This is a genomic window from Thermodesulfobacteriota bacterium, assembly GCA_040755095.1.
In the GTDB taxonomy this organism is placed as follows: domain Bacteria; phylum Desulfobacterota; class Desulfobulbia; order Desulfobulbales; family JBFMBH01; genus JBFMBH01.
The window spans coordinates 1-21,390 of sequence record JBFMBH010000065.1 but is presented as its reverse complement, the minus strand read 5'-3'; the positions used below and the strand labels follow the sequence as shown (position 1 = coordinate 21,390).

18 protein-coding genes and 2 tRNA genes are annotated in these 21,390 nt (G+C 69.9%); 14 read left to right on the top strand and 6 right to left on the bottom strand.

The genetic code is table 11. From position 1 onward, the window contains the following. The first annotated feature begins 216 nt into the window (after nt 1-216). From AB1634_10940 to AB1634_10925, 4 genes are all read left to right on the top strand, one after another. Nucleotides 217-420, top strand: coding sequence for a type II toxin-antitoxin system HicB family antitoxin (locus tag AB1634_10940; protein MEW6220033.1), 204 nt, complete (start codon nt 217-219; stop codon nt 418-420). Then, complete coding sequence (locus tag AB1634_10935; protein MEW6220032.1) at nt 417-647, top strand: type II toxin-antitoxin system HicA family toxin; 231 nt, start codon at nt 417-419, stop codon at nt 645-647. Before AB1634_10940 ends, AB1634_10935 begins: the two co-directional genes overlap by 4 nt. Nucleotides 648-721: 74 nt before the next feature. Next, on the top strand, nt 722-3,487 hold the full coding sequence (locus AB1634_10930; protein ID MEW6220031.1) for an alkaline phosphatase family protein: 2,766 nt from the start codon (nt 722-724) through the stop codon (nt 3,485-3,487). A gap of 474 nt (nt 3,488-3,961) precedes the next feature. After that, a tRNA-Met gene (locus AB1634_10925) sits at nt 3,962-4,038 on the top strand. A gap of 85 nt (nt 4,039-4,123) precedes the next feature. Here AB1634_10925 and AB1634_10920 read toward each other — a convergent pair. Further along, nucleotides 4,124-4,480 carry a hypothetical protein gene (locus AB1634_10920; GenBank protein MEW6220030.1) on the bottom strand — a complete coding sequence of 119 codons (357 nt, stop codon included), beginning with the start codon at nt 4,478-4,480 and terminating at the stop codon, nt 4,124-4,126. Between the two features lie 106 nt (nt 4,481-4,586). Here AB1634_10920 and AB1634_10915 point away from each other — a divergent pair. Beyond that, nucleotides 4,587-4,684 (top strand) — tRNA-Sec (locus AB1634_10915). Nucleotides 4,685-4,768: 84 nt separating this feature from the next. Here AB1634_10915 and glyQ read toward each other — a convergent pair. Further along, entirely contained in the window at nt 4,769-5,647 is an 879-nt protein-coding gene (gene glyQ, locus AB1634_10910; GenBank protein ID MEW6220029.1) for a glycine--tRNA ligase subunit alpha, read from the bottom strand. 173 nt (nt 5,648-5,820) lie between these two features. Between glyQ and pgeF the strand changes: the two genes are divergently transcribed. The 4 genes from pgeF (at nt 5,821) to AB1634_10890 (ending at nt 11,263) form a co-directional block, all read left to right on the top strand. Further along, nucleotides 5,821-6,588, top strand: a complete 768-nt coding sequence (gene pgeF, locus AB1634_10905; GenBank protein ID MEW6220028.1) for a peptidoglycan editing factor PgeF — start codon at nt 5,821-5,823, stop codon at nt 6,586-6,588. Then, the gene (gene rsmB, locus AB1634_10900) at nt 6,582-7,949 is read left to right on the top strand and encodes a 16S rRNA (cytosine(967)-C(5))-methyltransferase RsmB (protein ID MEW6220027.1); all 1,368 of its coding nucleotides are present in this window, start codon (nt 6,582-6,584) and stop codon (nt 7,947-7,949) included. The genes pgeF and rsmB overlap by 7 nt, the downstream gene beginning before the upstream one ends. A gap of 9 nt (nt 7,950-7,958) precedes the next feature. Beyond that, nucleotides 7,959-10,802 (top strand): excinuclease ABC subunit UvrA, encoded by a 2,844-nt coding sequence (uvrA, locus tag AB1634_10895; GenBank protein MEW6220026.1) that lies wholly within the window; start codon nt 7,959-7,961, stop codon nt 10,800-10,802. 122 nt (nt 10,803-10,924) lie between these two features. Then, complete coding sequence (locus AB1634_10890; GenBank protein MEW6220025.1) at nt 10,925-11,263, top strand: P-II family nitrogen regulator; 339 nt, start codon at nt 10,925-10,927, stop codon at nt 11,261-11,263. Between the two features lie 7 nt (nt 11,264-11,270). Here AB1634_10890 and AB1634_10885 read toward each other — a convergent pair whose 3' ends face one another. From AB1634_10885 to AB1634_10875, 3 genes are all read right to left on the bottom strand, one after another. Further along, nucleotides 11,271-12,332, bottom strand: coding sequence for an HD domain-containing phosphohydrolase (locus AB1634_10885; protein ID MEW6220024.1), 1,062 nt, complete (start codon nt 12,330-12,332; stop codon nt 11,271-11,273). A gap of 29 nt (nt 12,333-12,361) precedes the next feature. Further along, the gene (locus AB1634_10880) at nt 12,362-13,411 is read right to left on the bottom strand and encodes a histone deacetylase (GenBank protein MEW6220023.1); all 1,050 of its coding nucleotides are present in this window, start codon (nt 13,409-13,411) and stop codon (nt 12,362-12,364) included. A 130-nt stretch (nt 13,412-13,541) separates the two neighbouring features. Then, a complete protein-coding gene (locus tag AB1634_10875) occupies nt 13,542-14,147 on the bottom strand; it encodes a 5-formyltetrahydrofolate cyclo-ligase (GenBank protein MEW6220022.1) in 606 nt (201 codons plus the stop codon). A 159-nt stretch (nt 14,148-14,306) separates the two neighbouring features. Here AB1634_10875 and serS point away from each other — a divergent pair, with 159 nt between their 5' ends. Then, a complete protein-coding gene (gene serS, locus AB1634_10870; protein MEW6220021.1) occupies nt 14,307-15,575 on the top strand; it encodes a serine--tRNA ligase in 1,269 nt (422 codons plus the stop codon). A gap of 104 nt (nt 15,576-15,679) precedes the next feature. Here the strand turns inward: serS and AB1634_10865 are convergent, their stop codons facing one another. Then, nucleotides 15,680-16,630 (bottom strand): D-alanine--D-alanine ligase, encoded by a 951-nt coding sequence (locus AB1634_10865; GenBank protein MEW6220020.1) that lies wholly within the window; start codon nt 16,628-16,630, stop codon nt 15,680-15,682. A 162-nt stretch (nt 16,631-16,792) separates the two neighbouring features. On the opposite strand from AB1634_10865, the gene AB1634_10860 reads away from it, so the two are divergent. The 4 genes from AB1634_10860 to AB1634_10845 form a co-directional block, all read left to right on the top strand. Beyond that, entirely contained in the window at nt 16,793-18,229 is a 1,437-nt protein-coding gene (locus AB1634_10860) for an FAD-linked oxidase C-terminal domain-containing protein (protein ID MEW6220019.1), read from the top strand. A gap of 621 nt (nt 18,230-18,850) precedes the next feature. Next, the gene (gene rho / locus AB1634_10855; GenBank protein ID MEW6220018.1) at nt 18,851-20,098 is read left to right on the top strand and encodes a transcription termination factor Rho; all 1,248 of its coding nucleotides are present in this window, start codon (nt 18,851-18,853) and stop codon (nt 20,096-20,098) included. A 148-nt stretch (nt 20,099-20,246) separates the two neighbouring features. Further along, nucleotides 20,247-20,438: a 30S ribosomal protein S21 gene (gene rpsU, locus AB1634_10850; GenBank protein ID MEW6220017.1), complete on the top strand. Its 192-nt coding sequence runs from the start codon at nt 20,247-20,249 to the stop codon at nt 20,436-20,438. 147 nt (nt 20,439-20,585) lie between these two features. Further along, nucleotides 20,586-21,390, top strand: an 805-nt coding sequence (locus AB1634_10845; GenBank protein MEW6220016.1) for a tyrosine-type recombinase/integrase, incomplete at its 3' end; no start/stop codon positions are given.

Below are 21,390 nucleotides of genomic sequence, written 5' to 3'. Positions count from 1 at the left end.
CTCGGTCTTTTGGCCCTGGGCGCCGTGGGGATAGTGGCCTGGCGCCAGGCCCGCCGGCAGGCCGGCGAGCCGGTGCCCTGCTTCGCTGTCCCGGACAGGGTGGCGCCGGAGGAGCCCTGACCGGGGTTCAAGCCGGCCAGCACCCTGCCGAAGGGACAGCTCTTCAGCCGGCCCGAGTTCTTCTTGTCTTCCATCTCTTGTCAAGAGGGCAGCCCCATGCAGCTGATCGTGGTTCTCGAAGCCAGCGATGAAGGCGGCTTCACCGTGCACGTCCCCTCCCTCCCCGGGTGCATCAGCGAGGGGGATACCGAGGAGGAGGCCTTGTCCAACATCCGCGAGGCGATAGCCCTCTATCTGGAGCCCGTGGATGACGAACTGGTCGCCGGTCCGCAGGCCAAGCGTGTCGAGCTGGCCCTGTGAGCAGAATTCCCAGCAGCCTGCCGTTCACTGCCGTCGTCCGCGCCCTGCAGCGGGCGGGCTGGGTGGTCGTCCGGCAGCGGGGCAGTCATATCCGCCTGCACAAGCACACCACCAGCGAGACCCTCAAGCTCACCGTCCCCGCTCACAGCCCCATCAAGCGCTCAACCCTGGCCCAGATCCTCAAGCAGGCACGCCTGACCTTGCCTGCCTTTGAGGATCTCCTGTAAGCGTGCCCGCCCTGATCGGCGCCCCATCCATCCAGCGGAACGGTCTGCGCCCATGACCTGGAGCACCGTCTGACATGCCTGCTGCCGCCAACCGCCGCCTGCTGCTCATCGGCTGGGATGCCGCCGACTGGCGGGTCATCGATCCCCTCCTGGATGCCGGCAAGATGCCGGCCCTGGAGGGCCTGATCAACCGGGGGGTGCGGGGCAACCTCGCCACCCTGGACCCGCCCATGTCCCCCATGCTGTGGACCTCCATCGCCACCGGCAAGACCGCCGACAAGCATGGCATCCTCAATTTCACCCAGCCCCGGCCGGACGGCACCGGCATCCAGCCGGTCCTGGGATCGAGCCGCAAGGCCAAGGCGGTCTGGAACATCCTCATGCAGGCAGGGCTCCGCACCCATGTCGTGGGCTGGTGGCCCAGCCATCCTGCCGAGCCCCTGCGGGGGGTCGCCGTCTCCAACTTCTTCCACAGGATCGCCGGCCCCATCGACCAGCCCTGGCCCCTGCCGCAAGGCGCCGTCCAGCCGCCGGAGCTGGCAGAGGCCTTGGGCGCCCTCCGGGTGCACCCGGAGGAGCTTTCCGGCCAGCACCTCCTGCCCTTCGTGCCCAAGGCCGCGGAGATCGACCAGGAGAAGGACCGGCGGCTGGGGGCGGTGGCCCGGATCATCGCCGAGGCCGCGTCCATCCACGCCGCCGCCACCGGCATCATGGTCGAGATCCCCTGGGACTTCATGGCCGTCTACTACGATGCCGTGGACCATTTCTGCCACGGCTTCATGCGCTACCACCCCCCGCTGCGGCCGGGTGTGGACGAGCGCTCCTTCGAGCTGTACAGCGGTGTGGTGGAGGCCGGCTACCGGCTGCATGACATGATGCTGGCCCGGCTTCTGGAGCTGGCCGGTCCCGAGACCACGGTCCTCCTCTGCTCGGACCACGGCTTCCACCCGGACCACCTGCGGCCGACCCGCATCCCCAACGAGCCGGCCGGCCCGGCATACGAGCACCGGGAGCTGGGGGTGTTGGTCATGGCCGGCCCGGGCCTCCGGGAAGACGAGCTGGTCTTCGGCTCCTCCCTCCTGGACATCGCCCCCACCATCCTCGCCCTCTTTGGCCTGCCGGTGGGCCAGGACATGGACGGCAAGGTCCTGACCCAGGCCTTCCGCGACCCGCCGGCGGTGGCCACCATCCCCTCCTGGGAGGCGGTGGCCGGCGACTGCGGCATGCGACCGGAGGCCAGCCAGGCCCTGGACCCCTGGGTAGCCGGCGAGGCCATGCGCCAGTTGGCGGACCTGGGCTATGTGGACGGGCCCGGGGAGAGCGCGGCCCGGTCCCTGGAGATCTCCCTGCGGGAGTCCCAGTACTATCTGGCCCGGGTGCACCTCAACAAGGGCCTCTACCAGGAGGCGTTGCCCATCCTGACCAGGCTTTTTGCCGACGATCCGGACGAGCTGCGCTTCGGCATCTACCAGGCCAACGCCCTCCTGGGCGCCGGCGATGCGGATGGGGCCGCGGCGGTGCACCAGCGGCTGGTCGCCGGCTGGCACCGGCTGTGGCAGAAGCGCCAGAACAAGAAGGCCGAGGAAGGGGGCGCGGCCGGCGAGCCCGGGGCCGCGCCGCCGCCGGGCGCCACCGAGCCCCCGGCGCCGCCGCCGGCTCTGGACTACCTCCGGGGCCGGATCCTCTTTGCCCAGCGCCAGCCTGAGCCTGCGGCCGCCGCCTTCCAGGCCGCCCTGGACCGGGACCCCCAGCGGCCGGAGACCCTGGTCGGCCTCGGGGATGCCCTGGTGCGGCTGGGCCGGCTGGCCGCGGCCCAGCGGGCCTATGCCCGGGCCCTGGAACGGGATCCGGACTCGGCCGCGGCCCACCAGGGCCTGGCCCGGCTGCACTTAAGGGCCCGGCGGCCGGAAGAGGCGGCCACGGCGGCCCTGGAATCGGTGGGCCTGTTGCACCACAACCCCCTGGCCCATTTTCTCCTGGGCCAGGCCCTCGTGCGCCTGGGCCGCCATGCCGAGGCTGCGGCCGCCTTCCGGGTGGCGGTCCGGCAGGCGCCCCGCCTGATCGGCGCCCACCGCCGCCTGGTGGATCTTTACACCCGGCACCTCAACGCGCCCCTGGAGGCGGCCCGCCACCTGACCCTCATCGACGAGGCCATCCGGGCCCGGCGGCGGGAGCGGCGCCAGGCCCAGGCCCGAGTCCGCCGGCCGGAGCGCCCGGCCTATCCGGCCCCCGCCCCGCTCCCGCCGCTGGCTGCCGGCCGCGAGGTCATCACCATCGTTTCCGGCCTGCCCCGCTCTGGCACCTCGATGATGATGCAGATGCTGGCCGCCGGCGGCCTGGCACCGCTCACCGATGGCCAGCGGCCGGCGGACGACCACAACGCCCGGGGCTACTTCGAATTCGCCCCGGCCGCCCGCCTGGCCCGGGATGCCAGCTGGCTGCCCCAGGCCCAGGGCCGGGCGGTGAAGATCGTCGCCCAGCTCCTGCCGTTCCTGCCGGAAGGCCCCGCCTACCGGGTGATCTTCATGGAGCGGGGCAGCGAAGAGGTCCTGGCATCCCAGGCCCGGCTGCTGGCGGACCAGGGCCGCAAAGGGGCCAGACTGGCGCCGGCCGAGCTGGCCGCCGCCTTTGGCCAGCAGGTGGCCCAGGTGCAGGCCACCCTGACCGGCCGGGGTATCCCCTGGCTGCCGGTCTCCTTCCAGGACACCCTGGCTCAGCCCGCCGCCACCGCCGCCGCGGTGAATGCCTTCCTGGGCCGCAGCCTCGACGAAGCCGCCATGGCCGCCGCCGTGGCACCAGAGCTCAGCCGCGCCCGTACGCCCGGCGCCGCCGTCCCATGACTCCCATGACTCCCATAGCTCCCATGGCTCTCATGGCTCTCATGGCTCTCATGGCTCTCATGGCTCTCAATGGGAGCATGGGAATCGAAGCAACCCCCGAGGAGCCATAGCCGGCTCCGGGTCTGGATATTCGACAAGGTCGACGCCAGGCTGGATGCGATGGTCCTGCAAGCGGGCGCACAGAGGGCGACGCATGCGTCGCCCCTACGGGAGGATCCATCGGACGCACGTCGCCACCGATCGGGGGCCTGCCAACGCTGGTGTCCGGCGCTGCTCCCCACCGCTGCGAGGCACCAGGCGACGCATGCGTCGCCCTGCGGGCGGCCCATCGCCCACCCCGTTGGCGCCTGGCGGCCCACGTTGTCGAAGCCGAATTGACTGGGCCTCTTGCCTATCGAATATCCAGTCCGGCGCTTGGCTCTTGACAACGCCCCCCGAATCAACCATATATAGGGCCTCTTTGCCGGACCCCATGGCGATGTAGCTCAGTTGGTGAGAGCACGCGGCTCATATCCGCGGTGTCCGGGGTTCAAGTCCCTGCATCGCCACCAAAATAAACAGCCGAGGCCGCAACCCCTCTTGAGGGGGTTGCGGCCTCGGCTGTTTTCAGAGGTGGTGACCGGGAACAGCGCGAGGTCAGTACTCCTCTTCCTCCTCGTCCTCCAGCCCCTCCTCCTCGGCGACGACCACCTCGCCGAAGCCGCCCTCGTCCAGATCCTCGTCGCCCTCCTCCGCTCCCGCGGCTTCGGTCTCTTCCGGCTCGACCTCCTCCAGCTCATCGGCCTTCTTGACCACCTTGGTGACCTTGGAGGGCGGCAGAACAATCTCGGTAATCCGGTCCACTTCCAGACGCACGTCCGGATCCCGCAGGCAGACCTGGCAGCTGCGGATGTGCTTTTCGATGAACTCCACCATGCGGGCCGGTGCCAGGGCCTCGTCCTGAACCTGGAGATACCAGGACTTGACCAAGCTCTTCAGCCGATTGCAGTCCATAAAGTCAGTCACGCTCCCTTGTCAGGCTGGTAAGACGCCCCGGAGAAGGCCAGGGGCGCGAGAAAATGGTTGTGCTCCGGGATTGTAGCCCGTAGAATCCGTCCTTGGAAGTGGAAAGGGCACTGGTGGCCCTCCCGGACTTCAAATCCGGTGCACCGGGTGAAAAGCTCGGTGGGTGGGTTCGATTCCCATGCACTTCCGCCATCCTGCCTTGCCGAGCCGGGTGCGCCGGGTCTTGCCACCCGCCAGCCGGCTTTGCCGTTGTGCCCCCTCCCCTCCCCGGCCCGATCAGACGGCGTGCGCCGCCAGCAAGGGGTGACCCATGGCCGCCCGCTGCTGGACGTAGAGCTCGGCGGCCCGCCGGGCCAGGTTGCGGATCCGGGCAATGTAGCGGGTGCGCTCGGCGACGCTGATCGCCTTGCGGGCGTCCAGCAGGTTGAAGGTGTGGGAGCACTTGAGACAGTAATCGTAGCCGGGCAGGATCAGGCCGGCCTCGAACAGCCTCCCGGCCTCGGCCTCGAAGCCGTTGAACAGCCCGACCAGAAGATCGACGTTGGCCTCCTCGAAGTTGAAGGCCGAGAACTCCCGCTCCCCCTGGTGGTGGACATCACCATAGCGGACGCCCCTGGTCCACTGGATCTGGTAGACCGAGTCCACCCCCTGGAGATACATGGCGATCCGCTCCAGGCCGTAGGTGATCTCGGCGGTGACCGGCGCAAGCTCGATGGAGCCGGCCAGCTGGAAATAGGTGAACTGGGTGATCTCCATGCCGTCCAGCCACACCTCCCAGCCCAGGCCCGCTGCCCCCAGGGTCGGGGACTCCCAGTCGTCCTCCACGAAACGGATATCGTGCTCCAGAAGGTCCAGGCCGAAGGCCCTGAGGCTTTCCAGGTAGCGGTCGACGATGTCCTGGGGCGACGGCTTCATGACCACCTGGTACTGATAATAGTGCTGCAGCCGGTTGGGGTTCTCGCCGTAGCGGCCATCGGTGGGCCGCCGGGACGGCTGGACATAGGCCGCGCTCCACGGCTCCGGCCCCAGAGAGCGCAGGAGGGTGGCCGGATGGAAGGTGCCGGCCCCGACCTCCATGTCGTAAGGCTGCATGATGACACAGCCCTGCGCGGCCCAGAATCGGCTCAATTCCAGGATGATGTCTTGGAAATACATGGGTATCCTTTGCCGGGTCGGTCCGGGCCATCCCGGCCAGATGATGACAATGCCGGCGGTCGCTGCACGGGCCCGCTCGGCCAGCACGGCCCTCTGGCCGCGGATAATCGCTCCTTCTTACAATGTTTCAGCCCAATGTGCCAGCACAAGTTGCAGGGCCAGAGCCGGCGGCCATGAGCCACGGCTGCCTGCAGCAACGCCTGTCGGATGGCTTGTTGCACCTGGCTTTTGACAGCCTTTGCCTGCCCGGTTTCCGGCATGGGGTCTTCGGCCGGCCGGGCGGCGTCAGCCCCCATCCCTGGCGCTCGTTGAACGTCGGCCTCGGGGTGGGCGACCGGCCGGAGAACGTTGCCGCCAACCGCCAGCGGCTCAAGGAGGCCCTGGGCCTGCCTCGTCTGGTCTCCCTGGGCCAGGTGCACGGCGCCGGGGTGCTGGTGCTCCGGCAGGCGCCGGACGACGACCGGGAGATCCCGGGCTTCGATGCCCTGGTCACGGACCTCGCCGGGGTGGGGATCATGATCCAGGGTGCCGACTGCCAGGCGGTCTTTCTTCTGGACCCGGTGCGGCAGGCGGTCGGCCTGGCCCATGCCGGCTGGCGGGGCTCGGTGGCCGGCATCCTGCCGGCAACGGTGGCCGCCATGGTCGAGGCCTTCGGCAGCCGGCCGGCGGATCTCCTGGCCGCCATCGGCCCGTCGCTGGGTCCCTGCTGTGCCGAATTCCGGGGCTTTCGGGACGAGCTGCCGGCCAGCTTCTGGCCGTATCGGCTGGACGGCGACCGCTTCGACTTCTGGGCGATCAGCGCCGGCCAGCTTACGGCCTGCGGGCTGGCGCCGTCACGGATCGCCTGCGCCGGGGTCTGCACGGTGTGCGACCAGGACTTTTTTTCCTTTCGCCGGGACCGGCAGACCGGCCGTTGCGCCGCGGTGGTGGGCCGGTGCTGAGCCCGAGCCCCCGCGCCGTCGCCCTGGCGGTGCTCCGGGAATGGGGCCGCCGGCCGGCGGATCTGGACCGGATCATCGACCGCCATCTTGGCCGGGCCGGCAGCCTGGCCGACCGGGACCGGCGCCTGGCCTTCGGCCTGGCCAGCGGCGCGGTCCAGCGCCAGGGCTACCTGGACTGGCTGGCGGCCCGCTTCTGCCGCCGGCCCCTGCCCCGCCTCGACCCTCTGGCCTTGGCCGCCCTCCGCCTGGGCCTCTTCCAGCTCCTGTTCCTCGATCGGGTGCCGGCCTTTGCCGCGGTGCACGAGACGGTGGCGGCCGCCAAGGCCCTGGGCCTGGCTGACCGCACCGCCGGCTTCGTCAACGCGGTGCTGCGGCAGGTCGATCGCCAGCGCCCCCTTCTGCCAGAGCCGGCCGCCAGTCTGCCGGCCACCGAGGCCCTGGCGGTGGCCGCAAGCCTGCCCGCCTGGCTGGTGGCCCGCTGGCATCGCGCCCTGGGACCAGAGGCCGCTGCCAGCCGCTGCCAGGCCGCCAACCAGCCGGCGCCGCTCGTCCTGCGGGCCAACCGCAGGCGTGGCGATGCCGGCCGGCTGCTGGCCAGCCTCGCTGCCGCCGGCCTCGCTGCCGCGCCGGGCCGCTTTGCCCCCCAGGCGGTGCGCCTGCCGGCCGACGCCGGGCCGGTGCCGGAGCTGCCCGGCTACAGCCAGGGACTGTTCCAGGTCCAGGACGAGGCGGCCCAGCTGGTGCCGCTGCTCCTGGGGCCGGTGCCCGGAGGCTCTTTCCTGGATGCCTGCGCCGGCCTGGGCGGCAAGACCACCCAGCTGGCCGAGCTGGCTGGGCCGGCCGGCCGGATCGTCGCGGTGGAGCCAGAGCCGGCCCGGCGGCGGCTCCTGGCCGAAAATCTCGGCCGCCTGGGCCTGACGGCCGAGGTGGAGATCCGGGCGGGACGGCTGGAGGAGCAGGCCCGCACCCTCCCCCAGGGAGGCTTTCAGGGGGTGCTGCTCGACGCCCCCTGCTCCGGCACCGGGGTCTTGCGGCGCCATCCGGATCTGCGCTGGCGCCGGCAGCCGGAGGATCTGGCCCGCTACCAGGCTAAGCAGCTGGCGCTTCTGGAAGCGGCCGGCCCGCTGGTCGCGGAGGGTGGGGTCCTGGTCTACGCCACCTGCTCCCACGAGCCCGAGGAGAACGAGGAGGTGCTGGCCGCCTTTTTGGCCCGGCACCCCGGCTTCCGGCAGGATGATCCCCGGCCCTGGCTGCCGGCGCCGGCCCGCGAGCTGGTGGATGGCCAGGGCCTTTTGCGCACCGAGCCAGCCCGCCACGACACCGACGGCTTCTTCGCCGCCCGCCTGGCGCGCAAGGGTTGATGGAGAGCCATGGAGCCCAGCGCGATCCGCATCCAGGGCGCCCGGATGCACAATCTCAAGAACATCAGTGTCGATCTGCCCCGGAATGCCCTGGTGGTCCTCACCGGCCTGTCCGGGTCCGGCAAATCGACCCTGGCCTTCGACACCCTCTATGCCGAGGGCCAGCGCCGCTACGTGGAATCCCTGTCCACCTACGCCCGCCAGTTCCTGGAGCAGATGGCCAAGCCGGACGTGGACAGCATCGAAGGGCTGTCGCCGGCGGTGGCCATCGAGCAGCGTAACGCCAGCCACAATCCCCGCTCCACCGTGGGCACCGTCACCGAGATCTACGACTACCTGCGCCTCCTGTTCGCCCGGGTCGGCCGGCCCCATTGCCCCAGCTGCGGCCGGCCCATCGCGGCCCAGAGCATCGAGGCCATGACCGACAGCCTGCTGGCCCGGCCGGCGGGCACCAAGGTGGTGCTCCTGGCGCCGCTGGTGGACGGCAAGAAGGGCGAGCACCTGGAGCTCTTCGCCCGGCTGCGGCGGGAAGGCTTTGTCCGGGCCCGGGTGGACGGCAGCATCCGGGCCCTGGAGGAGGAGATCCGCCTGGAGAAGAACCGGCGTCACCGCATCGAGGCGGTGGTGGATCGGCTGGTGCTCCGGCCGGACATGGCCCGCCGTCTGGGGGACTCGGTGGCCACCGCAGTGCACCTGTCCGGGGGCTTTCTTCTGGCCCTCTTCCCGGACAGCGATGAGGAGCAGCTCTTCTCGGAGCACGCGGCCTGCAAGGTCTGCGGCACCAGCCTGCCGGAGCTCTCCCCCCAGCTGTTCTCCTTCAACAGCCCCAAGGGGGCCTGTGCCGAGTGCAGCGGCCTGGGCGCCAAGCGCTTCTTCGACCCGGCCCGGGTGGTGCCGGATCCCACCTTGAGCCTGCGCGCCGGGGCCCTGGCGCCCTGGCGCCTGCGGGACGACGGCACCTTCACCGGCCAGATCCTGGCCGCCCTGGCCCGTCATTACCGCTTTTCCCTGGACACCCCCTGGCGCAAGCTTGCCGACCGGGCCCGGGAGGTGATCCTGGCCGGCAGCGGCGGCGAGCCGGTACCCACTGTCTACCAGCGGGAAGGCCGCCGGGTCGAGATGAGCGTGCCCTTCGAGGGCGTCATCCCCAACCTGGAGCGCCGCCTGCGGGAGACCGCCTCGCCGGTGATCCGCGAGGAGCTGGGCCGCTTCCTGACCGAGCAGCCCTGCCCGAGCTGCCAGGGCGCCCGGCTGCGGCCGGAGGCCCTGGCGGTCAAGGTGGGCGACTTGACCATCCAGGGCCTGGTGGGCCTGGACATCGCCAGCCTGCTGGCCCTCCTGCCGGGCCTGCCCTTCACCCCCCAGGAGCGGCCGGTGGCCGAGCGGGTGCTAAAAGAGATCCGCGACCGCCTCACCTTCCTGGCCGATGTCGGGCTCACCTACCTGACCCTGGAGCGGACGGCCGGCAGCCTGTCCGGCGGTGAGGCCCAGCGCATCCGCCTGGCCACCCAGATCGGCACCCGCCTGGCCGGGGTGCTCTACGTCCTGGACGAGCCTTCCATCGGCCTGCACCAGCGGGACAACGAGCGCCTGATCCAGACCCTCCTGCGGCTCCGGGATCTGGGCAACACGGTGGTGGTGGTGGAGCACGATGCCGACACCATCCTGGCGGCGGATCATGTCCTGGACATGGGGCCCGGCGCCGGTCTCCACGGCGGGGCGGTGGTCTACAACGGTGGCGTGCCCGGCCTTCTTGCCGAGCCGCGCTCCCTCACCGGCGCCTACCTCTCCGGCCGGCTGGCCATCCCGGTGCCGCCCCGCCGCCGGCCCCCGGGCAAGAAATGGCTGGCCGTGCAAGGGGCGCGGGCGAACAACCTCAAGGGGATCACCGCCCGCTTCCCGGTCGGCCTCATGACCGCGGTCACCGGGGTCTCCGGCTCCGGCAAGAGCTCTTTGGTCCTGGACACCCTCTTCCGGCACGCCATGAACGAGCTGCACGGCGGCAAGGAGCAGGCCGGCGCCGCCGACCGCGTCACCGGGCTGTCTGCGGTGGACAAGGTCATCGACATCGACCAGAGCCCCATCGGCCGGACGCCGCGCTCCAACCCCGCCACCTACACCGGGGTCCTGACCCCGATCCGGGAGCTCTTTGCCCAGCTGCCCGAGGCCCGGGCCCGGGGCTACAAGGCCGGCCGCTTCTCCTTCAACCTCAAGGGCGGCCGCTGCGAGGCCTGCGAGGGGGCCGGCGTCATCGAGATCGCCATGCATTTCCTGCCGGACATGCACGTCACCTGCGAGACCTGCCAGGGCCGCCGCTACAACCGGGAGACCCTGGAGATCACCTACCGGGGCCGCTCCATCGCCGATGTCCTGGCCCTGTCCGTGGAAGAGGCCCACGCCTTCTTCGCCAACGTGCCAGCAGTGGCCGGCCGTCTGGGGGCCCTGGCCGAGGTCGGTCTGGGCTACATCAGCCTCGGCCAGCCCTCCACCACACTCTCCGGCGGCGAGGCCCAGCGGATCAAGCTCACCCGGGAGCTGGCCCGCCGGGATACCGGCCGCACCCTTTACATCCTGGACGAGCCCACCACCGGCCTGCACCCGGCGGACATCCGCCAGCTGCTGGCCGTCCTGGACCGGCTGGTTGCGGCCGGCAACACGGTGGTGATCATCGAGCACAACCTGGATGTGGTGAAGACCGCCGACTGGGTGATCGACCTGGGCCCCGAAGGCGGACAGGCCGGAGGCGAGATCATCGCCTGCGGCACGCCGGAGGCGGTGGCCGCGCATCCGACCTCGGCCACCGGCCGCTACCTGCAGCCGGTGCTGGGGCTGGTGCCATCCCCGGCCCGGTAGCCAAGCCGCCGCGGCCGGGGACGAAAACCCCTTGAGAAAAGCGGCAGCCGTCGCTAAGTTGAGCGGCGAAGCCAGGCCAGCCAACGAGCGGCCTTTCCTGTCCATCCACCGTGAGGAGCCCCATGAAGAAGATCGAGGCGATCATCAAACCGTTCAAGCTGGACGACGTCAAGGAGGCCCTGAACACCATCGGCGTCAAGGGTATGACCGTCTCCGAGGTCAAGGGCTACGGCCGCCAGAAAGGGCACAAGGAGATCTACCGGGGGGCGGAGTACGTGGTGGATTTCATCCCCAAGGTCAAGATCGAGATCGTGGTCGAGGCGGAGCGGGTGGGCGAGGTGGTGGACACCATCCGCGCGGCGGCCAAGACCGACAAGATCGGCGACGGCAAGATCTTCGTGCTGCCGGTGGAAGAGGTGGTGCGGGTGCGGACCGGCGAACGGGGGCGGGAGGCGATCTAGGGCCGACTCAGGCGCTGTCGGCGATCTGCAGGAGGGAGATGAACAGCTCCACCACCCCCCGGTCAAACTGGGTGCCGGAGCAGGCGCGCAGCTCGTGAAAGGCCGCCGGGCGGCCCATGTTGACCTTGTAGCTGCGCTTGGAGGTCATGGCGTCGAAGCTGTCCGCCACGATGACGATGCGGGTCAGAAGATCGAGATCGTTGCCGGACAGGCCATCCGGGTAGCCTTTGCCGTCCAGGCGCTCGTGGTGGTGGCGGATGACGGTCCGCTCCCGCTCCAGGAAGGTCAGGGGCCGGATGATGCTTTCCCCGACCACCGGATGCTTCTTGACCAGGAGCCATTCCTCGGGGGTCAGGGGCCCGGGCTTCTGGATGCAGCTGACGTCGATGACCAGCTTGCCGATGTCGTGGAGCTCGCAGGCCCGCTCGAGCACCGTCATGTCCTCGTCCGGCAGGCGCATGGCCCGGCCGATCATGAGGGCATACTCGGTGACCCGGGTGGTGTGGCCGGCCGTGTACTCGTCCTTGGCTTCCAGGGCCGCCTGCAGGGAGAGGATGGTGCTGACCGTGGAGATCTCCAGGTTGCGGCTGTACTGGCGGAGGAGATCATTCTTCTCGGCCAGCTCCCGGGTCTTGGCCAGCACCTCCTTCTCCAGGGTCACCTTGTAGAGCTTCTCCTGGAGGACATAGCTGCGCTTCTCGATGGCCCGCTGGATCTTGACGTTGAACAGATCGAGATCCTCGATGGGCTTGGAGATGAAGTCGTAGGCCCCCAGGTTGATGGCCTTGACCGCATACTCCATGGAGCCGGCGCCGGTGAGGAACAGGACCGGCACCTCGTCGGTCTGGCGGCGGATCGCCTTCATGGTCTCGAAGCCGTCCATACCCGGCATGTTGATGTCCAGGATGATGGCCGCCAGGTGGCTGAAGTCCCGGTTGTTGTCCAGGTAGTCCACCACCCCCTGGCCGCCCGGGAAGGCGACGACCTCGTGGCCGAACATCTCCAGGATGCGGGTCACCGCGTCCCGGATCAGCCCATCGTCGTCGGCGATAAGGATCTTGGAGCTCACCTTGATTCCCCCTTGCGAGTCACGGCCGGTCAAGACCCGGCCGGGGATGCGAAACGCCAGAACGGCTGCAAAGCCGCCTTCACCCGCTCGATGACGGCTGGGGGCGGCGCGGCCGCCACCGCTGGCAGCGGCTCGTTGTCCAGGCCGCACAGCTCGGCCAGCACCGCCGCCACCCCATCCCGCAGGCCATCCAGACCGTACCCCCCCTCCAAGGCCAGGACCAGCCGCCCGCCCGCCACCTCGGCCGCCAGCTCCACCAGGAGCCGGGTCATGAGCCGGTAGCCTGCCGGTGTGACCCGCATGGCCCCCAAGGGGTCATGGAGGCAGATGTCGAAGCCCGCCGAGACGATGATCATCTCCGGCCGATACTGGCGGGCTACCGGCACCAGGAGCTCGGTGAGGATGGTGGCGAAGGCCGCATCCCCCTGGCCACCGGGCAAGGGCACGTTCACGGTGAAGCCCCGGCCGGCGCCGGCCCCCAGCTCCTCCACTGCCCCGCTGCCGGGATAGTACGGATACTGGTGGGTGGAAAAATACAGGACCTGATCGGTGCCGTAGAAGGAGCGCTGGGTGCCGTTGCCGTGATGGAGGTCCCAGTCCAGGATGAGGACCCGGGACAGGCCCAGCTCGGCCAGGGCCGCGTGGGCGGCGATGGCGACGTTGTTGAACAGGCAGAAGCCCATGGCCCGCTCCGGCTCGGCATGGTGACCCGGTGGCCGCACCAGGGCAAAGGCATTGTCGAATTCCCCGGCCGCCACCCGGTGCACCGCATCGGTGACCGCACCGGCCGCCATGAACGCTGCCTGGCAGGAGCGCTCCGAGGTCTGGGTATCCGGGTCCAGGATGTCCCAGGCGCGGCCCGCTGTGGCCTCGATGCGGCGGATATGGGCCTCGCTGTGGTTGCGGGCCACCACCGTCCGCGCCGCTGCCGGCACCGCCGGGAAGACCAGTTGGCCAGCCAGGGGCGAGGTGGCCAGCCAATCGTAGATCACCGCCAGCCGCGCCGGCGACTCCACATGGCCAGGTCCAGGCTCGTGCTCCAGAAAGATGGGATCCTTGTAGACCGCGGTTCGACGCATGGGCTGGGCGCAAGATACCCGGTGAATGCTTGGACGGCGTGCGGCCTGGGCGGGAGGGCCGAAGCCAGATTGTAGTATAGCCCAGGGAAAAATCCAGACGCAATGCGCAGGGTGCGGCCCCGCCAAGGGGTCAGGGGAGGCCGCCCAGAAGCCTGGTCTCGGTGACCACGTAATCCAGCCGGCGATCGTGGGGCAGCAGGGGCACCTGGGCCACCACCTGGAGCTCGAAGGCCAGGCCGACGGTCGTCGCCCGCGGGCAGTCCCGGGCCAGGAAGCGGTCGTAGAAGCCGCCGCCATAGCCCAGGCGCCCCCCGGCCGGATCGAAAACGCTGCCGGGCACGAGCACGAGGTCGATCCCCCCCGGGTCCAGGACCGGGGTCCGCTCCGGCACCGGCTCCCCAATGCCGTAGGCGCCGGGGGCCAGGTCGGTCTCCGGCGTGGCAAGGCGATGGGGGACCAGCCTCCGGGCGGCGATGAGCGTGCGGGGCACGGCCACCGTCCGGCCGGCGGCCAAAAGGGCGGCGATCAGGGGCAACGTCGCCACCTCGCTGCGGAAGGCGACGTAGGCCATGATCGTCCTGGCCGCGGCCAGCAGCGGGCTGGCGAGCAAATGCTCGGCGATGAGCTGGCTCTTCTCCTGGCGCGCCGCCGCGGGCAGGGCGTCCCGGGCGGCCAGGACCCGGCGCCGCAGGGCCGCCCGGCGGTCTTCCTGCTGGTCAGATGGTGCTGCCATCATCCTCCGGTCCTGCCGGCGGTGCCGGCCGGAAGCCAACCGGGCCGCGACGCCGGCCCGGGGCTTGCGCCAAGCCCCACCAGTGGGCTACACTCCGGGGCGGCGTCCGTCCTGGCAACGGTCCCATCGAGCCCATCCCCTCCTTCCATCCCTGGTGCGCCCATGCTGGAGCTGAAGTTCATTCGCGACCATCTGGACCTGGTGCAAGAGAAGCTGGCCCTGCGGGGCATGGCCACCCGCGTCGAGGAATTCGCGGCCGTGGACGGCCGGCGCCGCGCCCTGCTGGCCGAGGCGGAGGCCTTGCGCGGCCGCCGCAACCAGGTCTCGGAGGAGATCGCCGCTGCCAAGCGGCGGGGCGAAGACGCCGCAGCGCGCATTGCCGAGATGCGGGGGGCCAGCGACCGGATCAAGGCCCTGGATGCCGAGCTGGCGGGCATCGAGGCGGAGCTGTCCGGCATCGTCATGTATCTGCCCAACCTGCCCCACGACACGGTGCCACCCGGCCGGGACGAGAACGACAACGTCGAGATCCGGCGCTGGGGGACGCCGCCGGAATTCCCGTTCCCCCCCAAGCCCCACTGGGAGATCGGCGCTGATCTCGGCATCCTGGACTTCGAGCGGGCGGCCAAGCTGTCCGGCTCCCGCTTTGCGGTATTGACCGGCCTGGCGGCCCGGCTGGAGCGGGCCCTCATCAACTTCATGCTGGACTTGCACATCGGCCGCCACGGCTACCTGGAGGTGCTGCCCCCCTTCCTGGTCAATGCCGCCACCATGACCGCCACCGGCCAGCTGCCCAAGTTCGCCGGCGATCTCTTCCGGATCGCCGACTGGGATCTCTACCTCATTCCCACCGCCGAGGTGCCGGTGACCAACCTGCACCGGGACGAGACCCTGGCCGCCGCCGAGCTGCCCAGGAAGTACGTGGCCTATACCCCCTGCTTCCGCTCCGAGGCCGGCTCCCACGGCAAGGACACCCGGGGGCTCATCCGCCAGCACCAGTTCGACAAGGTGGAGCTGGTCTGGCTTGTTTCCCCGGAGGAGTCCTACCAGCGCCTGGAAGAGCTCCTGGACGACGCCTGCGAGGTGCTCAAGCTCCTGGGCCTGCCCTACCGGGTGATCTGCCTGTGCACCGGGGATCTGGGCTTTTCCGCGGCCAAGACCTACGACATCGAGGTCTGGATGCCCGCCCAGGGCCGCTACCGGGAGATCTCCTCCTGCTCCAACTTCGAATCCTTCCAGGCCCGCCGGGGCGGCATCCGCTTCCGGCCGGAAGGCCAGACGAAAAGCCGCCTGGTCCACACCCTGAACGGCAGCGGCCTGGCGGTGGGCCGAACCCTCGCCGCCATCCTGGAGAATGGCCAGCAGGCGGACGGCACGGTACGGCTGCCGGAGGTGCTGGCCCCCTACCTGGCCAACCCCTTCGCCCGCTAGCGGGGTGCCCCAGGCAAGACCGGCGCCGCCGTGGTCAACGGCGCGGCCCTGGCCCTCATTGCCATGACTCCCATCTCTCCCCTCTGCCGGCACCCCCCGGGGCCTTACGCCCGGGGCGGCTGGTCCTCCAGGCCCAGCGCGATGAGCCGGTCCAGGAGGGCGGGGAAGGGCAGGCCGACGGCCGCGGCGGCCTGGGGCAGGAGACTGGTCGGCGTCATGCCGGGGATGGTGTTGGTCTCAAGCACGACAAGCTCGTCGCCGCGGACGATCATGTCGGTGCGGCTGTAGCCTCGCAGGTGCAGAGCCCGGTGGGCGGCGAGGGCCGAGGCCTGGGCCCGGCGGGTCAGATCCGGCGGCAGCTCCGCCGGGCAGATCTCCCGGGAGGCGCCGGGCTGGTATTTGGCCTCATAGTCGAAGAAGGCGAAGCCATCCCCGGGGATGATCTCGACGATGGGCAGGGCCAGCAGCTCGTCGTTGCCCAGGACGCCGCCGGTGATCTCCCGGCCCGGGATGAAGGCCTCCACCAGCACCTCCCGGTCCAGGGCCCAGGCCTTCTCCAGAGCGGGCAGCAGCTCCTGTGCCTGGCCCACCCGGCTCATGCCGAGGCTCGAGCCCTGACGGGCCGGCTTGACGAAAAGGGGCAGGCCCAGGGCAGCCACCAGTGCCGCCGGATCGACCGACTGGCCCCGGCACAGGAGCCGGCCCGCCGGGACGGCCAGACCGGCCTGCCGGTAGAGGAGCTTGGCCAGACCCTTGTGCATGGCCAAGGCGCTGCCCAGAACCCCGGCCCCCTGATACGGGATGCCCAGAAGGTCCAGGAAGCCCTGCATGGTGCCGTCCTCCCCCAGGGGGCCATGGAGGAGGATGAAGGCGAAGTCGATCTCGCCGGCCTCGGCAGCCAGCCGGGGCAGATCGCAGGCCGGATCATAGCGCCGCACCGCGTAGCGGGCCGGATCGAGGCTCTGCTCCACCCCGGCCGCCCCCTTCAATGACACCTCCCGCTCGCCGGAGGTGCCGCCGGCAATGAGGGCCACCCGCAGTCGCTGTCGGGTCATGGCAAGCTCCACTTCGGTTTCCGGGCGGCCTCGTTGCCGTCCACCCGGGCCACAACGGTCCACCACTCGATCGGGTAATGATACTGACTGGGCCGGCGCCGGCAACGGCTTTTTCGCCGGCCCACGGTCCGGGCCGCCGGCCCCGGCTTCTTGACCAGCGCCATGTCTCTTTCGCCATCCATCCTGGCGCGGCTGCGCGCCATCGTCGGCGCCCCGCACCTGAGCGTCGCTCCGGAGGACCTTCTCACCTACGCGTACGACGGCAGCCGGCTGGAGTATCCGCCGGACGCGGTGGCCTTCCCGGCCGATACGGCCCAGGTGGCGGCCATCGTGGCCCTCGCCCACCAGGAAGGTCTGCCGGTGGTGCCCCGGGGTGCCGGCACCGGCATGACCGGTGGCGCCCTGCCCGTGGCCGGCGGTCTGGTCCTAGCCATGAGCCGCCTGAACCGCATCCTGGAGATCGACACCGACAACGGGGTGGCGGTGGTGGAGCCCGGGGTGATCACCGGTGACCTGGCCCGGGCGGTGGAGGCCCGGGGGCTCTTCTACCCGCCGGACCCGGCCAGCAGCGATTTCTGTACCATCGGCGGCAATGTGGCCGAGTGCGCTGGCGGGCCACGGGCGGTCAAGTACGGCGTGACCCGGGACTATGTCCTGGGCCTCACCGTGGTCCTGCCGGACGGCCGGATTCTTCCGACCGGCGTGCGCACCGCCAAGGGGGTGGTGGGCTATGACCTCACCCGCCTCTTCGTGGGCTCGGAGGGCACCCTGGGCGTGATCACTCGCATCATCCTGCGCCTGATCTCCCGGCCAGCCGGCCGGGAGACCTTCCTCGTCCTGGGCCAGGACCTGGCCGCCACCACCCGGCTGGTGGCCGGCATTCTGAACGCCGGCATCCTGCCCTGCGCCCTGGAGTACCTGGACCAGGCCTGTGTGGCGCTGGTGGCACCTGCCATGCCGGAGCCCCTGCCGGCAGCGACCACCGCCCTCCTCCTCGTTGAGCTGGACGGCGAGCCGGCAGCCGTGGACGCCGAGGCCAGGCACCTGAGCGCGCTTCTGGCCAGCGCCCCCGGCCTGCTGGGCTTCCGGCGGGCCGGCGACCGCACCGAGGCCCGCGCCCTGTGGCAGGCCCGGCGGGAGATCTCACCGGCCGCCTTCCGGCTGCGGCCGGACAAGCTCTCCGAGGATGTGGTGGTGCCCCGCAGCCGCATCCCGGACCTGGTCCTTTTCGCCCAGGCCCTGGGCCGGGAGCTGGACCTGGCCATCCTCACCTTCGGGCATGCCGGCGACGGCAACATCCATGTCAACATCATGGTGGACCGCCAGGACCCGGCGGAGCTGAACCGGGCCGAGGCGGCCAAGAAACGGCTCTTCACCCAGGTCCTGGCCCTGGGCGGCACCCTGTCCGGGGAGCACGGGGTAGGAATCACCAAGGCCGCCTCCATCGGACAGGAGCTGGATCCGGTGTCTTTATCGGTGATGCAGGCCATCAAATCCTTGCTCGACCCCCGAGACATCCTGAACCCCGGCAAGATCTTCCCGGGGTCCGGACCGGCGGGCGGCCGCCATGGCGGGCTGGCGGCCAGAAAATCCCCTTGACAGGCCGGCGGGCCATCCAGTATCCTTCGAGGTGATGCGTGATCGATACGCATTGTTCTGAAGCATCCTGCCTCTTCCCCGGACAGAGTCAGCTTTTCCAGATACCGCGACATCCTGCACGCAGGCGACCCCCTGAAGCGACATAGCCTGTCCTGCCCGTTCCCAGGTGAAGGATGGCCACTGCCGGTCATCCCAGCCGATCAAGGCGAGGCCTCCGGCTTGAGCCGGGCTGTCCGCCAAGGGCTGTCATGATGCCCCGGGCCTTCAACCGCTGCAGGTAACAGACAGGCCCACACGTTTTCTCCTTGGCTCCGCCGGAACCAGCCCCCCAGGGCGTGAACCTGGTGGCCGCCGGCTTTCAACTGCCATTTCCAAACACGGCCGCACCGCTCGCACAACGCCACGCATCGTCCCGTTACCAGCCGCCTGCCCCTGGTCGCTTCGGCCGGTCCTGCCCGGACCGACTGCCGGGCGTGCCAGCGGCCCGCTGGCCAGGCGCCAAGGCCTTTCGCCGGAGTCCGCTCTTCTGACCGGACCGGCATCACGTTCACCGACCTGCCCCCCAGCCCTGGGGCCGCGGGTCCCAGGACCTTATCGAGGACAGGAGACAGAGGGTTTTCGATGGATCTCGCCGAACTCAAAGAGAAGAAGATCAACGAGCTCACCAGATTGGCCAAGGAATACCGGGTGGAGGGCTTCAGCTCCATGCGCAAGCAGGAGCTCATCTTCGCCATCCTCCAGGCCCAGACCGAAAAGAACGGTCTGGTCTACGGCAGCGGTGTGCTCGAGATCCTGCCCGACGGCTTCGGCTTCTTGCGGGCGCCGGACTACAACTACCTGCCCGGGCCGGACGACATCTACGTGTCGCCTTCCCAGATCCGGCGCCTCAACCTGCGCACCGGCGATACCATCGAGGGCCAGATCCGGCCTCCCAAGGAGGGAGAGCGCTACTTCGCCCTGCTCAAGGTGGAGGCGGTCAACTTCGGACCATCGGAGGTGGCCCGGGACAAGATCCTGTTCGACAACCTCACCCCCCTCTACCCTGAATCCCGCATCGTGCTGGAGCACGCCCACGACAACTACTCCATGCGGATCATGGACATGCTGGCGCCGATCGGCAAGGGGCAGCGGGGACTCATCGTCGCCCCACCCCGCACCGGCAAGACCGTGCTCCTGCAGAACATCGCCAACAGCGTCACCCACAACCACAAAGAGATCGTGCTCATCGTCCTCCTCATCGACGAGCGTCCCGAGGAGGTGACGGACATGGCCAGGAACGTGGACGCCGAGGTGATCAGCTCCACCTTCGACGAGCCGCCCCAGCGCCACATCCAGGTGGCGGAGATGGTGATCGAGAAGGCGAAACGGCTGGTGGAGCATAAACGGGACGTGGTCATCCTCCTCGACAGCATCACCCGCCTGGCCCGGGCCTACAACACCGTGCAGCCGCCTTCCGGCAAGATCCTGTCCGGCGGCGTCGACTCCAATGCCCTGCATCGGCCGAAGCGCTTCTTCGGCGCGGCCCGCAACATCGAGGAAGGGGGGAGCCTCACCATCATCGCCACCGCCCTCATCGAGACCGGCAGCCGCATGGACGAGGTGATCTTCGAAGAGTTCAAGGGCACCGGCAACATGGAGCTGCTCCTGGACCGCAAGCTGTCGGACAAGCGGGTCTTCCCCTCCATCGACATCAACCGCTCCGGCACCCGGCGGGAGGATCTCATCCTGCCCCCGGACGAGCTGAACCGGATCTGGATCCTCAGGAAGCTCCTGTCGCCCATGAACCCGGTGGAGGCCATGGAGTTCCTTCTGGACAAGATGCGGAGCACCCGCTCCAATGCCGAGTTCTTCTCCCTGATGAACCGCTGACCCCAAAGGGGGCGGGAAAAGAATTTGACACCCAGACGGCCGGCCAGTATATATAATGCCTTTGTTTGGGACCGGCTGATCCTCTTGGCTCCGGCTCCGGCGCCGCCGGCGGGGCGATACGCACACCAGATCGGGAGCGGGTATGGCAATCGAAGTGGAGGTCCGTGGCGATATCGAGCAGGCCATCCGGCTGCTCAAGAAGAAGCTGCAGCTCGATGGCATCAAGAAGGAGCTGAAGCGGCGGGAGTATTACGAGAAGCCCAGCGTCAAGAAGCGCCGCAAGCAGGCGGAGGCCAAGCGCAAGCTCCGCAAGCTGCGGGCCAAGATGGGCTACCACTAGCCCTGGTCCCTGGCCTGGCCCTCCCTTCGCCAGCCCTCGTGGTGCCCCACCGTACCCGGCGCTCGACGCCGGGTACCTGTTTTCGGGACTGGCCCGCCCAGGGAAGATGGCCGGCCCTTTGCGGCCGGGTGCCCATCTGACCTGCCCATGGCCTCTGGCACCGGCATCCCCAGTCCCGGCCGGGGAGATCCTCTGCCTGTCCCGGCCCTGCCGCCAGCCCTGGCCGCGGCCATCGACCGCTACCGCCTGCATCTCACCGATCTGCGGCGCCTGGCCGCCAACACCGTCCAGGCCTATCTCAGCGACCTCATGCTGTTCGGCCAGGCCCTGGCCAAAGCGGGCGTCACCGAGCCCGGCGCGGTCGGGCCGGATTCCATCCGCGACTACCTGCGCCAGGGCCGCGAACAGGGCTTGGCCCCCCGCAGCCAGGCCCGCAAGCTGGCCGCCCTGCGCGGCTTCTTCCGGCTGCTCCTGGCCGAAGGCATCGTGGCCGCCGATCCGTGCACCGAGATCGACTGCCCCCGGCCCCGCCGGCCCCTGCCCAAGGTCCTGAGCCTCCAGGAGGTGGACCGCCTCCTGGCACCACCGGCCAGCGCCGCCGACAGCCTGGCCTTCCGCAACCATGCCATGCTCCAGCTTCTGTACGCCACCGGGCTCCGGGTCTCGGAGCTGGTGCGCCTGCCCCTGACCGCCTGCCAGCTGGCGGCAGGCTACCTGCGGGTCTGCGGCAAGGGGGACAAGGAGCGACTGGTCCCTTTTGGCGAGGAGGCCCAGGAGGCGGTCAAGACCTATGCCACCGTGCACCGGCCGCTTCTCCTCGGCCGCCGGCGCAGCTCGTACCTGTTCGTCACCAGCCGGGGCACGGCCATGACCCGGGCCCGTTTCTGGCAAATCATCGAGGAGCTGCGCCGCACCTTGGCCATCGACACCGCCGTAAGCCCCCATGTCCTGC

What these genes read in the sequence shown, in the direction of transcription:
- serS (MEW6220021.1), top strand. Translation starts at nt 14,307, where the DNA reads ATGCTGGAGCTGAAGTTCATTCGCGACCATCTGGACCTGGTGCAAGAG.
- rho (MEW6220018.1), top strand. Translation starts at nt 18,851, where the DNA reads ATGGATCTCGCCGAACTCAAAGAGAAGAAGATCAACGAGCTCACCAGA.
- AB1634_10875 (MEW6220022.1), bottom strand. Translation starts at nt 14,147, where the DNA reads ATGATGGCAGCACCATCTGACCAGCAGGAAGACCGCCGGGCGGCCCTG.
- glyQ (MEW6220029.1), bottom strand. Translation starts at nt 5,647, where the DNA reads ATGTATTTCCAAGACATCATCCTGGAATTGAGCCGATTCTGGGCCGCG.
- AB1634_10940 (MEW6220033.1), top strand. Translation starts at nt 217, where the DNA reads ATGCAGCTGATCGTGGTTCTCGAAGCCAGCGATGAAGGCGGCTTCACC.
- AB1634_10920 (MEW6220030.1), bottom strand. Translation starts at nt 4,480, where the DNA reads ATGGACTGCAATCGGCTGAAGAGCTTGGTCAAGTCCTGGTATCTCCAG.
- AB1634_10865 (MEW6220020.1), bottom strand. Translation starts at nt 16,630, where the DNA reads ATGACCCGACAGCGACTGCGGGTGGCCCTCATTGCCGGCGGCACCTCC.
- uvrA (MEW6220026.1), top strand. Translation starts at nt 7,959, where the DNA reads ATGGAGCCCAGCGCGATCCGCATCCAGGGCGCCCGGATGCACAATCTC.
- AB1634_10890 (MEW6220025.1), top strand. Translation starts at nt 10,925, where the DNA reads ATGAAGAAGATCGAGGCGATCATCAAACCGTTCAAGCTGGACGACGTC.
- AB1634_10930 (MEW6220031.1), top strand. Translation starts at nt 722, where the DNA reads ATGCCTGCTGCCGCCAACCGCCGCCTGCTGCTCATCGGCTGGGATGCC.
- AB1634_10880 (MEW6220023.1), bottom strand. Translation starts at nt 13,411, where the DNA reads ATGCGTCGAACCGCGGTCTACAAGGATCCCATCTTTCTGGAGCACGAG.
- AB1634_10860 (MEW6220019.1), top strand. Translation starts at nt 16,793, where the DNA reads ATGTCTCTTTCGCCATCCATCCTGGCGCGGCTGCGCGCCATCGTCGGC.
- pgeF (MEW6220028.1), top strand. Translation starts at nt 5,821, where the DNA reads ATGAGCCACGGCTGCCTGCAGCAACGCCTGTCGGATGGCTTGTTGCAC.